The 13,243-nt window shown below is 66.3% G+C and carries 7 protein-coding genes; 3 read left to right on the forward strand and 4 right to left on the reverse strand.

What is annotated here, in order from left to right:
* Positions 1 to 122: 122 nt before the first annotated feature.
* From SP6_RS13550 to SP6_RS13560, 3 genes are read left to right on the forward strand one after another with little or no spacing between them, the layout of a single operon-like run.
* Complete coding sequence (locus SP6_RS13550) at positions 123 to 641, forward strand: hypothetical protein (protein WP_007406699.1); 519 nt, start codon at positions 123 to 125, stop codon at positions 639 to 641.
* The gene (locus SP6_RS13555; RefSeq protein WP_042469290.1) at positions 638 to 1,879 is read left to right on the forward strand and encodes a toll/interleukin-1 receptor domain-containing protein; all 1,242 of its coding nucleotides are present in this window, start codon (positions 638 to 640) and stop codon (positions 1,877 to 1,879) included. Before SP6_RS13550 ends, SP6_RS13555 begins: the two co-directional genes overlap by 4 nt.
* The gene (locus SP6_RS13560; protein ID WP_007406702.1) at positions 1,872 to 3,002 is read left to right on the forward strand and encodes a tyrosine-type recombinase/integrase; all 1,131 of its coding nucleotides are present in this window, start codon (positions 1,872 to 1,874) and stop codon (positions 3,000 to 3,002) included. The genes SP6_RS13555 and SP6_RS13560 overlap by 8 nt, the downstream gene beginning before the upstream one ends.
* Before the next feature lie 468 nt (positions 3,003 to 3,470).
* On the opposite strand, the gene SP6_RS13565 is transcribed toward SP6_RS13560, so the two are convergent.
* From SP6_RS13565 to SP6_RS13580, 4 genes are read right to left on the reverse strand one after another with little or no spacing between them, the layout of a single operon-like run.
* The gene (locus SP6_RS13565; RefSeq protein ID WP_037569863.1) at positions 3,471 to 4,616 is read right to left on the reverse strand and encodes a cysteine desulfurase family protein; all 1,146 of its coding nucleotides are present in this window, start codon (positions 4,614 to 4,616) and stop codon (positions 3,471 to 3,473) included.
* A complete protein-coding gene (locus tag SP6_RS13570) occupies positions 4,613 to 9,862 on the reverse strand; it encodes an FtsK/SpoIIIE domain-containing protein (RefSeq protein ID WP_007406718.1) in 5,250 nt (1,749 codons plus the stop codon). The genes SP6_RS13565 and SP6_RS13570 overlap by 4 nt, the downstream gene beginning before the upstream one ends.
* Positions 9,859 to 11,421: a hypothetical protein gene (locus tag SP6_RS13575; protein WP_007406715.1), complete on the reverse strand. Its 1,563-nt coding sequence runs from the start codon at positions 11,419 to 11,421 to the stop codon at positions 9,859 to 9,861. Before SP6_RS13575 ends, SP6_RS13570 begins: the two co-directional genes overlap by 4 nt.
* A complete protein-coding gene (locus SP6_RS13580; protein ID WP_128130746.1) occupies positions 11,418 to 13,235 on the reverse strand; it encodes a hypothetical protein in 1,818 nt (605 codons plus the stop codon). Before SP6_RS13580 ends, SP6_RS13575 begins: the two co-directional genes overlap by 4 nt.
* Between the last annotated feature and the right edge of the window lie 8 nt (positions 13,236 to 13,243).

Here is a 13,243-nt window from a genome sequence, read left to right on the forward strand (position 1 = left end):
GTTGATAATGGACCCTTATCAACACCCCGTTGTTGAAGCTTCTATATCCCGGTAAGGAATAGGAGCTGGCTGTTCGTGCGCCGGCGGGCCTCCGCACCGGGGCGCAACAGGGAAGACGAGGCGTGTACGAGCATCTGAGTGACCTTGCGCAGCGGCTCGGCCGCCACATGGCCGAGCACAGCCCCAAGGGCCTGCCGACGCATTTTGGCGACGAGCTGCTCGAGGCCTTTCCCCAGGAGAGCCGCAAGACCTTGGGAATGGCGCTGGCCGAGCTCGAGGCCGACGGGCTCGTGACGCTCTCGCACGTGCTGGGGCCGCACCTGCCGCGCGTGCGCACAACGGTAGAGCTGTTCATCGCCAGCGATCCCGCGATCACCGGGCACGACCCGGTCGAGGATTCGGTCGTGCTCGCCCGGCTGCTGCTCGATCAGCCCGAACTGGGCGGGAACGCCAGGAAGCTCGAGGAGGCCGCGGGCTGGGAGCGCCGCCGCTTCAACCCCGCCTTCGCGCTGCTGATCCCATGCGTTCACGACGGCCGCGTGCGCAAGTCGCTGCAGGACGACTATCCGACGATGGGGATCCTGCTCGCCGACGAGGATCTGGTGGAGCTGCGCCGATACGTTCAGCGCAACAGCCAATGATCAGGTTCACCCACAATGGCCGGCCGTTTGACGCAAGCAGGTTCGCCGCTGACATCGAAGCCAAGGCGATCGCGCTCGGCATGCAGGCGCTCGAGGAGAAGGCGAGGGGAGCGGCCGCCTCGATCGTCGATCCCGAGACCGGCCGCCACGCCGACGTCTTCGTCGATCGGCTGTCGGGCAATCGGGTGGCGATCCGCACCACCGGCTCGCCGGCTTTCGCGCGGCTTCTCGAAGAGCGTCTGGGGGTCGACCCGGGAAAGGTTCAGGTCATGAATGCCGCCGACGGCGTCCCGCACCCCAAAGTCTATCTGGCGCATGCGAGCGAGGACAAGGATCGGGTGCGTCCGATCGCAGAGTATCTGATGGCGAACGGCGTCGACGTCTGGTTCGACGAATGGGAGATCGAGCCCGGCGACAGCCTTCGCCAGAAGATGGAGGAGGGCCTCGGCGCCATGACCCATTTCGTCGTGGTGTTGACCGAAACGTCGATCGCCAAGCCCTGGGTGGCCAAGGAGATCGATGTCGGGCTCGTCCAGCAGGTCGGGGGCAAGAGCCGGTTCGTGCCGCTCGTCGTCGATCTCGATCCCGCAAAGCTGTCGCCCTTCCTGCAGGCGATGCTGTTCCTCAAGATCGATCCCGCAAGCGAGGCGGACCTCAAGGGCCTGGCGGACCGCCTGCACGGCGTGAGCCGCAAGCCGGCGCTCGGCGCCGCGCCCCGCTATGTCCAGACGGCGCCGAGCGGGCTGGAGGGCTGGTCGCCAGCGGCGGTCGCGGTCGGCAAGCATGTCGTCGAGACCAGCGCGCATGCGCTGGCCGTCGACCCCGTGGTGACCCTCGAGGACCTCACGGCCGCGCTCGACATCGCGGCGGATGATCTCAGGATCGCGCTGCTCGACCTGAAGGACGGCGGCTATCTGCGCGAGTTGAACGTGAGCGGGCACTATGCTCCGCAGCCGGCGCTGTTCGTGGACTTTGACGAGGCGTTCATGCCGTTCAGCCCCAGCGAGGATGCGCGGACGCTGGCGAACCGGATGGTGACGGGCGAGGAGCGGGCCGCCGACACCAAGCGGCTTGCCGAGGCGCTCGGATGGGAACCGCGCCGGATGAACAGCGCCATCTGCTATCTCGAGCGGGTCGGGGCGATCAAATCCCGGCATGCGCTGGCCTCGGCGCCCTGGCGGGCCGTGCAGCTTGTGCGCACGGACGAGACGTTGCGCTTCGCGCGCAATCATGGCTGAACCTGCGCTCCACCGTGCCGAGGCGGCGCCGATCAGCGAGATCGTCTCGCAGGTCGAGGCGCTGGCGCCGGCCCGCCGGCTCGCCGATCCGCAGCTCGTCGCCGCGGCCGCGCGGGCCTGGTCGACGAACACGATCCGCGCCTTCCTGTCGGACCTGAAGATCTGGGACCAATGGTGTCGGCGGCGCGGACTTGCGACAGCGCGGGCCGATGCGGAGGCGGTCGCGTCCTATCTGCGCGCCTTGTCGGGGGTCGAGCAGGATCCGCGCAATCCGCTGAAGCAGCGGGCGCCGGCGACGATCGAGCGCTATCTGGTGAACATCGGCTGGGCCTATCGCATGGCGGGGCTTGATGATCCGACAGCGGCGCCGCTGGTGCGGCTCGAGCTCAAGGGCTTGCGCAAGCTATTGGGCACGCGCCAGCGCCAGGCGCGCGGCATCCGGTTCAAGGGCGAGGTGAGCGACCTCGACGATCCGGCGACCGGTATCTGCCTGGCGCATCTGCTCAAGGCCTCTCGCCGCGACATGCTCGGCGCGCGCGACCGGGCGCTGCTGCGCGTCGCATACGACAGCGGCTGCCGGCGCTCCGAGCTGGTGGCGATCGTCTGTGACGCGGTCGAAGGGCCCGATTCCGACGGCTCGGGAACCCTGTTCATTGCGAGCAGCAAGACCGACCGCGAGCGCGCAGGCGCTATCGCCTATCTCTCGCCCGCGACCATGCAGGCGATTGAGGAGTGGAAGCGGGCCGGCGCGATCGCGGGCGGACCGCTCTTCCGGCGCGTCGAGACCTATTTCGACGGCTCGGTCCGGTCGGTAGGGGAGGGACCACTGCACCCGAACACGATCACCTTGATCTACCGTCGCCTCATCCGCGCGGCGTTCGAGAAGAAGCTGCTGGGCACCATGAGCGAAACCGAGCTGGAGCGCTGGCTGGCGGCCGTCTCGAGCCACTCGATCCGGGTCGGCGTGGCGCAGGACAACTTCGCCGCCGGCGAGAGCCTGCCCGCGATCATGCAAGCTTATCGCTGGCGCGATCCCAAGACCGTCATGCGCTACGGCGCGCGGCTTGCCGCCAAGAGCGGGGCGTCGGCGCGCCTCGCACGCCGCTTTCAGGAGAACCGTTGAGCGATGGTCAGCACTATGGTGACAAACCCGACTGCACCCAAACGCCGCTTTAGCGGTCGCGCATGCTCGCAACCACCGGGGAAGCCTTACCTCGTTAGTGGTGTTGGGCATACGGGGATTGTGCGCCGGCAGGAGTCAGGTGAGTGCGGCGTGCGTATGGCCTCGATGGTGAGCTGGGGCTTGCGAGAGACCAGTCGCTTCGACCGCTGCTGAAATATCTGCTCGACTGCGGTTGTTGCGGTTGCAGCGCATAGGGAGGCCATACATCTGACTAATCGTCTCGCACGCTATCTTGAGGATACGCTTGCGGCGGGGTGCATGCACATCACCGAGACGATCGAGCGCGCTAGGACAGTCTCATGGCAGGGGCGCAGCCGCAGCATGACGAGAGATCTAGAAGAACCGATAGCTGGCCGGCGTTGTTCGGAAGTCCGACCAACCCTTCCCGTACGCTGTGCCCGCGCCCGCTCAGGCCGGCGCGAGCGCACGCTCGACAATTGCGTCTAGCGCAAGCCCCAGCTCCTCGGCACTCGTCTCCACCGAGAGGCTGACGCGCAGAGCGGCCTTCGCATCCTCATAGTCGACACCCATCGCCGTCAGCACGTGCGACGGTGCTGTTGTGCCGCTGGAGCAAGCGGAGCCCGAAGCGATGACGATCCCCTCCAGGGCAAGCGTTTCGACCAGCTGGTCTGCGCTGATGCCTGGCACGACGAAGCTGGACGTGTTCGGTAGGCGGTGGGCCCCGCTGCCGAGAACATACGCGTGCGGGACCCGCTCGAGCAGCGCGCGCTCGAATTCGTCACGCAACGCCTGCACTCGGTCCATTAGCGGAAGGCGCGCCTGCGCCAGCCTAGCGCTCTCGGCCAGGCCTGCCGCAGCGGCGGTGTCGGGGGTACCGCCGCGACGGCCATCTTGCTGGCTGCCATGGACCAACGCCGGAAGACGGATGTCGCCCGACGCGAACAGGGCGCCGGCACCATTCGGTCCGTGGAATTTGTGTGCCGACAGCGAAACGAGATCGGCCTGCACCAGATTTCCATCGAGGCTCAGCGGTATGCGCCCCACCGCCTGGGTTGCATCGATGTGGAGCAGGGCTGCCGGACTCGCGTCGCGCACCAGAGCGCCGATCTCGGCCACTGGCTGGATGACGCCGGTTTCGTTGTTGGCGAGCATCACCGCGACGAACGCCGTGTCTTCGCGCAGAAGCGCGGCAATGTCGGCCGGCTCCACTCGGCCGCTGCTGCGGGGACGTACGAGATCGACGTCCCAGCCCAGGGCAGCCAAGGCGTCAAGAGCACTTAATAGCGATGGGTGTTCGATCGCCGAGGCGACCAGATGCCCGGCGCTTCGACCGAAGGTGGCGGCGTGAAGCGCCCAGCTATTGGCTTCGGAGGCTCCGGACGTGAGAAAGAAGCGGCCGGCGGCAGTCTCGTCGCCGAACAGCTGCCCGAGCGCCCGCTTCGCCTGCGACAGCGGGCGGGCGGCGCCCATGAGCTCGCCGGCGCTTGAGGAGGCATTCAGGTATAGGTCGGTGAGGTAGGGCATCATCGCGGCGAGGGCTTCAGGCGCGAGCCGGGTCGTCGCGTTATTGTCGAGATAGGCCCGGATCCTCACCTCGCCTCCAGATCCTGGATGATCGCCTCCACCAGGCGCGGAAGCTCTTCCTCACCGACAAAGGGAACCTGCGCATAGATCGGCTCCGTGCCGCCCCCCAGAATCGCGGCGAGATGGCCCTTGCCGAGCAGTCGCTCCGCCCCGCCGCCCTTGACGCCGAGCGAGAGATCCGACGTGCCCGCGCTATCCACGCGCAGCACCAGCCGGTTGCCGAGATTGCTGCGCAACTGCATCGGGAACACCGATGCGTCGGGACGCTGGGCGGCGAAGATCAAGTAGATGCCAGCGGCTCGGGCCTTGACGCCGAGCCTGCTTACCGCTGCCTCCACCCCGGCACGATAGGCATCGATCTGCATCCAGTCGGCGAACTCGTCATGGACGAGCCAGATCGTGGGCAGCGGCGTCTCGGCCTTCTGATTGTAGCTGCGAATGTTGGAGACCCGCGCCTCTTTGAAGAGGCCGTAGCGACGCTCCATCTCGGCGACGAGCGCCTCTAGCTTGGCGAGCGCCGCCTCGGTTGTATCGATGATCCCGTCGGTGAGATGGGGCAGCGTCTCGAACGCGAAATAGTCGACACCGGACTTGGGGTCGATGAGCACGATTTCGGCAAGTTCGGGAAGATTTGTTGCTGCGATACCCAACAGAATGTTCTGAACAAGAACCGATTTGCCGCTGCCGGTGCTGCCGGCGACGAGGCTGTGCGGAGCAGGCTCGGGTTCTAAAAACAAGGGAGCGCCATCCTCCTCCTTGACGGCGATCAGCAGCCGATTGTTCGCTTGGGCCGGCGGAACGATCCAGTCCTTCCATACTTCGGCGAGCGTCAGCACCTCGCGGTGCGGTCGCATGATCGAGATGGCCACGCGTCCGGGTTCGGCGCGAACGCTCAGCACCTCGAGCCCGTGCGTGGTCTCAAGCTCGGTGAGCCGGCGCAGCACCGCGGCCACCGTAAGCTCGTCGCTGCCCTTAAACTTGAGGAGCGCTGCATTGGGCGTAAGGATATTGCTCTCCAAGCGCGCGGACATACCGTAGCGAAGTAGGGCGTTGCGGCAGCGCGTAGTCACGTCCTCAAGCCACGCCGCGTCATTCTGGCGGTGCCGTACTTCTGCAGCGAGGCTGGCGATCAGCGCTTGAAACCGGCTCACGTGCATCGGCAGCGCTTCCACTGGCGCGACTTCAGTTGCTACCGGCAGCTCCGTCCGTTGGCCGATATCCTGCGGGGAGGAAGCCGCAGGCACCGCTTCGTGCGGCATAGCCTTGGGCGACTCCAGAACGTTCGGCGCCACCCGCTCGACATCAGCGAGCCAATCGCCAACCGCGTCGCAGCGCACTGCGTTGGGAGACTGGCGGTTGGCATAGCAGCGCAGGATCTTCCGCAACGATTCCGGAGAATAGCGCTCCTGAAAGCCGGTTTTAGTGGTGCGCACGCCGATACGTTCGTCCGTCACTTGATCGCCGGTGCCCGGCGCGCCATGTGCGAAGACATGCGAGTAGCCGCGTAGCGCGATGCCGCAGCCGGCTTCGCGCAACGCCACTCTCCAGTCCGCGCCAAGCGTCGCCACCGCGCCGCTTGGATCGCGCAGGCCATCAAGCAACATGTCGGAGAGCCGGGCTCGCCAGATATGGCTGTCGGCCGGCGCCTGATCGGCAAGCAGCGCCTCTTCCAGCCGGGTCAGCGTGTCGCGCAGCTGGCGCTCGCTGTCGCCGGCCTTCGCGCTGGCGCTTGCCGCCGCGACATATTTTGCCTCGGTGACCACCACCTCAAGCACGCTGTTGCCCTCCGCATCGGTTCCCGGCGCGAGGCACAAGAGATCCGCGATGCGCTTTTCGTCCTGCCCGAGCCAGGCGGCATAGTCGTCGAGGAACAGCCAGGCTCTCGGCGCCTCCGGATTGAGTTCCGCGTCCACCAGATATTTCGAAAGGACCACCCCGATCAGCTCATTGGCGTTGCTGCCGCGCTTGGCCGCCCGCAGGACGATGTCGCCGGAAACGGCGTTTGCATCGTCGATCAGCCGCGCGGTCAACGCTTCGAGTTCCGCCTCACTATAGTCTGGATCGAGCGCCTTGATCCTGCTGCGCAGGGTTGCCCTCAGCATGCTGTCGGGAGCTTGCGAGGAGATGACCAGGCTACGGCCGTCGGGGCCGGCGTGCTTGTAGCGAATGATCCGGATATGATTGTCGATGAGCTGGCGCCGGTCGAGCAGATCGTCAAAATTGACGACCCAACTGCCGAGGCGGTGCGTCTCCTCGAGGATCTGGCGAGTCGCTGGATCCTGGACGGTGGTCTGGCGCGCCGGAACGAGCGTCTCACCGGATTGCCGCGCCTTGCGCGCCGCGCTCGGCTGGAAAAGCGCCGCCACCGCGTCGAGATAGTCCCAGCCCTCGGCGGGCTGGGCAGGGCAGACGAGATAGACCACCGCATCCCGGTCGCCGCGCCGGATCGGGCGCCTTCGCGACCACTGACCCGGATCGATCCTATCCGCGGGCCAGGTGACCCGGCCAACCTCCACCCAGCCGAGCATCGCGGCTCGTGAGATCACGTCATGGCAGAACACGATGTCGAGCGGCGGGCCGTCAGCGGTCATGGCGGGAACCGATGTGTTGACCATGATCGAAATGCGCAGCCGCGACATGAAATCGCGCGTCGCCTCGCTCGCGTGCAGGCTGTCGTCGCCTATGTCGCGCGACACCAGCTGCTGGTAGAGCTGGCTCAGCCGGTCTTCGTCGCGATGGCGCAGGATCACCTGACACATCGCATCGCCGCCTTCACGCTCGGCCTCCACGCGAAGGCTGTCCACCACGGCCTGTGGCAGGGCGGCCGCGTCGCAATTGTAGAGAACGACCGAAAGGTTGTCCTTCTCGTGCGGCTGCAGCTGCAGATAGTTCTGGACGAGCCCGGTGATCTGGCGCGCGATTGGACCCACATGATCGTTGGTGGCAGCCGCTTCGCCGGCCGCGGTGACCGCTGGCTCGTGCAGGCTGTAATCGTTGACGGCGTCGGTCAGTGCCAGCACTATCGGCTTCGATGCGTTCCAGCCGGTGACCACATCGGGCCGGATCGGCTGCGCCAGCGCCCGGCGCAGCTCGCCGAAATAAAGACCGCCGGCGTCGGTGAAGCCCGAGGCATTCGACGAGAACAGCTGAGCAAGATTGTCGCGGAACATCGTCCAGCGAGCAGCTTGGCCGGCGAGCCGCAACGGATGCCAGGGCGTGACCACCGCCACCGGACGCGCCGCGCCGGGCCCGTCGAGCTGCGCCACGCCGATGTCGAGCAAGGGCTTCAACAGGCGATCGAGCGCCACCGGTGCATCCACCGCGTCCACCACCGCCCCAAGGAGCGCGCCGTACCGCTCGGCCTGGACCGTGAAACTCGCGGCGGCGAGCCCGGTGACGGCAAGGTCGTCCAACGCGGTGCGATAGGCGGTCTCGAAGGCAGCGAACGCCTCCTGCAGCGTATCGGCGGTCGCCGCGCTGGCGAGCTCGTCCGCTGCCACGCCGGCCAGAGCCTGCTTCCAGGCCTTGGTGATCGATTCGGCTCGCGATCGCGGGGGAGCGAAGCAGCCGCGCTCGCGCGACCCTTCCGGCTCGAAGGTGGTGCGGTCGTGGAGGTCGATCCCGCCCGTCTTGAAGCGGCCGATGCCCGGACGGCTCGCGCGACACTGGACTAGCGGTGTTCCCGCGTTGTTGGTGCGCAGGCGGTCGAGATCAGTGTGGAGGCCCATGCCCACGGCCTTCGGATTGCACTCCCAGACCAGGCGCAGCTCCGAGGTCTTGACCGGCACCGGCCCTTCGCGGGTCTCGAGCCATACCTTGAAGCTCAGCTGCCGGCTCCGGCGGCTCGAGGCGTCCGGGGTTCGCTTGGCGAAGCCGGCGATGTCATCGCGGAATTCGAGATAGTCGAATGCCTTGACGTTTCTGAATTCCACCAGGCCCCTCAGCGCCGCGTCGAGCCCATGATAGCGCCTCGCGAAGAAGGTGCAGACTTCGTTGTTGAGCGGAAGGAAGCTGACTTCGCTACGTTCAAGCCCTTCTACCACCAGGATCTGTTCGGCGGCGCTGCCGGCCTGATAGATTCGGCGGATGCACTGGACCAGACCATCGAGAAGATCGCGGCATTCGACGCGCTGGCCGAAGATGAAGCGCTCCCACAGCGCGGCGAGGCGCTGGTCCTCGCGCAGCTCATGGGCATGCGCCGCATAGAATGCCTCGTCCTCGGGCGTCTTTGTGGGGTTCTGGCGGCGCTGCTCGACGAAGATCCTGAGATAGTCGCGCTCGGCGTCGGTCAGCAGCTCGCGGTCCCGGATCCGATAGAAATCATGGGTTTCCTGGCCAAGCGAGCGGCCTTCGCTCTTCTGCGCTTCCTCGAAGAATTGCTGGAGCTCGGACCAGTCGGTGTGGAAGAGCGCGAAGGAAGCTTCGCTCGCGCCGTCGGGGGCATCGATATAGGCCTCGATCGCGCTTTGGACTTCCTCGCGCATCTGCTCGCGCAGCTCGTCAAGCTTTTCGCGCAGCTTCGCGCGGCCCGGGAGCGGCATCTGGCTGCGATCGCGCTTGGCGATGTAGCAATCGCGGCGCCAATGCGCCTCGAAGCGCGAGCGCCACTGCGAGGGCTGGTGCCGGCGCGCGGGCGGCAGGTCGTCGAACAGCCCGTCGAAGCGCGGCAGCCGAAGCGCGGGCAAGGAGCGGCCGAGCGACCGCGACAGCGTCTCGCCGCCGGCGAGCGCCGCGGCGGTGGCCGAGACGAACTGCGCCACCTGCCGCAAGCCCGCCCGGTGCATGCGCAGCAATGTCGTCAGCGCCGCCTGCCACTCGACCTTGGTCTCATCCGCCAGCGACAGCGTCTCGGCCGCGATGTCGATCCAGCGCCCCGCGCGACCTTCATCGAGGAGCGCCTCGGCATCGAGCGGCTCCACCTGCGCCATCGACTGCATTTGGCTGTCGTCGGCGAGCACCATCAGCCGGCCTTCGCGCGGGCATTCGGCATGGCGCAGATAGGTGGTCGCGTGGTCGGTCAGATGCTCGGGCTTGACGCCTTCTAGCCCTTCGAACCGATAGCGCGGCAGACAAATCTCGAGCCGCGGCGCAAGATGGGGATCGCTGTCCACCGCCTCCACGATCGCCAGCACCTCGTCGGGGGCCATGGCATGCACCAGGAACCGTGCGCAGCCGGTCTCGTTCGCACCCTGGTCGAGCGTGGTCTGGATCAGCCCGGCGGCAAGCCGCCCGATCAGCGACAGCTCGGCGGTCATGCCGCCTTCTCCGCGAAGGGGTTGATCACATAGGCGCAGGCGTCCGACAGCCGCTTGAGCAAGCCCATGCTGCTCAGCCGGGCCTCGAGGCGCGCGCGGTTGCGCTCGAAGCTCGTGTCGTCGAAATCGGCCGCGGCCAGCGCGTCCTTGGCCTCCATCGGCCCGAAGACCAGCCCGTAATGGGCGTAGAGGTCGGTCAGGAACTTGCCGAATTCGGTGCGGCCGGGAACACGCGCCATCACCAGCGTCTTCAGCAACTCGTCGGTGGGGGCGTAACGATTACGGTTGGTGCCGCGGCTCGACACCAGCCCGATTCCCTTGCCATAGCTCAAATGGACCGAGCTCCAATTGTCGTCATGCTTGGCTTCGAGCGCCTGACGGAACTGCAGCAGCAGATCCTCGGGCGTGGCGACATGCAGCTCCTTGGGCGCATAGCCGAAGTCGCGCTCGAGCAGATCGGCGGCGAGCTGGAGCCGCTCGCTCTCGGGAAGCTCGGGATCATGCACGTCGCGCCAGTCCTCGCTTGCGATCAGGCGTTCGGCATACGCTTCGGCGGCCTGGCGGCTCAGCGCGTCATTGCCGTAATAGGACGCGATCGAGCGCTGCCGGACGAGCTCGCGCCTCGGCGCGATGATCTCGCACACCAGGCTCGGGCGCGGCAGGTCCACCGTCGCGGCGGCCGTCTCCAGGGCGTAGAGCAGCACGTGCAGGCTGCTGAGCGGCGCCAGATGCTGATAGGCGTCCTGGCCGGGAAGGCCGAGCTTGAAGATCGCGGTCCAGTCTTCCGCCAGCCGATCGAATGTCGGATGGCTGCGATAGGGAAGAAAGCTGTTCCCCGGCATCTCGAGCGGGGCGCGCTGATCGGTATCGGCGCACAACAGGCCGATCAGCCGGTTCTTGGGAAGATCGGGATCGAACAATTTCTCGAAGTGCGGCTTGAGTGCCTCGCCGCCGCGCGCCCTTGTGACCATCAGATAGAGAAGCTCGCCGGTGCGGCCGAAATTGGTATAGTCGCGCTTGGGCGAGCGCTGCTGGATGATCGCGTCGCTGTAGATCGCGTTGACCCCGAACGGGAAGATGAAGCGCGAGGACCAGCGGACATTGTTTGAGGTCTCGAGCGCGGTCTGGCGCACCAGGCCCACCAGCTCAACGAAATCCTGGAAGCGCGGGAAGCGCTGCTTGAGATAGTCGAAGCCTTCCGCCGGCGGCGCGGCTGCCCGTGCCATCTCCTTGAACCATTCCTGCCACAGGCTCTCGTCGTCGAGCTTCTCCTCGGCCAGCCTGCCGAGCTGGCTGTTGTCGAACAGGACGGAGCGCAGCCCCATGCGCCAGCGCAGCGAATATGGCGTGCTGGTCTCAGGCTCGGTGCGTGCGAACAGATTGCCCTCACGATGATGCGCCTCGGCGACATTCATGAACTCGAGGAACAGCAGCCAGGGGTTCTGCCGCGCATAGAGACGATGCCCGAAGACCGCTTCCTCGACCCACAGCTTGACGTCGTCGAACACGCGCGAGGTGCGCGGCACTTGCCCCACATTCTGCGGATCGCGCAGGCTCACAGGCTGATCCCCAGCTGATGCGGCGTCAGGCTGCCGCGCGGTCCGGTGGACAGCACCGCGAGGCTGCCGAGATTGTCGCCCGCGCGCTTGTAGAATTGCGAGAGTACCTGGCTCTTGAACGCCAGCACGTCCTCATTGCACTCCTTGGAAAAGCTCGAGGGCAGCGCGCCCTGCGCCACCCGGCTTAGAAACTCATAGCGCACCAGCCACAAGGGAAAGTCGATGGGCTGCTCGTCGCGGCCCAGCATGACCCGCAGCACCGGCGCTTCGTCCCTGGCGACGATCGTGACCTCGTCGCCGTGCAGGCTTTTGCGCAACGGCACCTCATAGAGATAGATGTCGCTGATCTTGGCCGAGCTGAAGTCGAGGCCCGTGCTCAGGAACAGCCGGTCGAGGTCGCCGGCCAGCATCCCCGTCCAGATACGATTGAGGCCGCAAACGAGCCGCTGAAGGATGATCGTGTCCACCGGCCGGCCACTGCGAAGCGGTTCCAGCACTTGGCGGCGGTAGGCGCCGGCTGAGGGAAAGATGCTGAGCTTCCAAGGGTCGAGCCGCTCGTCATTCTCGGGCAGGCGAAAGAACAGCCGCCGCCGCTCATTGACCAGCGCCTCGAGAAATGCCTGCGCACCGTCGGCGCGCTCGTCCTCTGCTTCGAGATAGGCGAGGCGCAGCCGCTCGAACTCGGGATCGTCGGCGTAATAAGGGTCGCTCGCGAGATAGGCCTCGTGGTCGTTCGCGAGGTTGGGATCGTTGCGCCCGAAGATCAGCAGGCTGTCGAGAAGGTTGGTGGTCTCATGGCCGATGCGAAAGCCGCCCAAGAAACGGAACACCGAGAGCTTGTCGCGGCGCCGCTCGGGCAAGTTCGCGCCGAACAGGTTTCCGTACAGCGCAGCCTCATGAACCTTGCCGCTTTCGGTCAGCGTGCGCAGATCCTCCGCGGTGGCGACATGCTCCTGCGCGGCCGGCCAGCCGAGCAGGCCGTTGACCAGGAGCAGTAGGATTTCGCGGATCGAGACGTGGAGGCCGTTCGAATCCATGAGGTCGGCAAGCGCGCGCAGTCGCGCGCGGACCGCGGCGTCGCCAAGCAGCCGGAAATTACGCGTGAGCGGCGAAGCAGGCGAAAAGGCCAGGTCTTCGGCTTCGCTCTCCAGGCACGACCATTCGGGCCGTGCGAGCAGGCAATCGAGCGCGCGCTCGAGGATGTCGGCGGTCGGCATCCGCGTCAGGTTGAGGAATAACAGATTGAGCGCGTCGAGGCGCGAGAGCTCGTCGGCTAGCAGCTCCTCGATCGCGGGAGCCAGGGTCTTCGCTGGTGATTCGGGCAGGCTGTCGAACGCTTGGATCAGACGCCCATCATTCGCTGCGATGACGAAGAACTCCTGTGGGTCGGGCGAATGCACCGACGCCACGAAGCGATTGATGAGGTCGAGCCGGTCCTCGGGCCAAGGCTGGCCCTTCTCGGGGCACCAGCCGCTGAACTCAAAGATGAAATGGAGTCGCCGCACGCCGTCCGGCGTGTCCACATCGAGCGGCAGGTAATTCTGGCGGTTCTTGCCCGACTTGCGCTCGGCGCTGCCGCCGAAGCGGTGCCAGAGCTCATGGCACAAGGTCGTTTTCCCATCGCCCGCCGTACCGGTAAGCACAACATTGGTGAGCCGTCCTTGCGCCGGATCGAGGACCTCGAGCAGCTTTTCGAGATAGGGGTGCTCGAATTGCAGCGGTTCGAAGCCGAACGCGCGGGCATGCTTGGGAAGCGTCTCGGCGAACATGCCCTCGATTCGGTTGATCGGTCCATAGCCGCGCAGAAATCCCACCCAGCGCT

This window comes from Sphingomonas paucimobilis NBRC 13935 (assembly GCF_000739895.2).
GTDB classification, from domain to species: domain Bacteria; phylum Pseudomonadota; class Alphaproteobacteria; order Sphingomonadales; family Sphingomonadaceae; genus Sphingomonas; species Sphingomonas paucimobilis.

What these genes read in the sequence shown, in the direction of transcription:
- SP6_RS13570 (WP_007406718.1), bottom strand. Translation starts at nt 9,862, where the DNA reads ATGACCGCCGAGCTGTCGCTGATCGGGCGGCTTGCCGCCGGGCTGATC.
- SP6_RS13555 (WP_042469290.1), top strand. Translation starts at nt 638, where the DNA reads ATGATCAGGTTCACCCACAATGGCCGGCCGTTTGACGCAAGCAGGTTC.
- SP6_RS13560 (WP_007406702.1), top strand. Translation starts at nt 1,872, where the DNA reads ATGGCTGAACCTGCGCTCCACCGTGCCGAGGCGGCGCCGATCAGCGAG.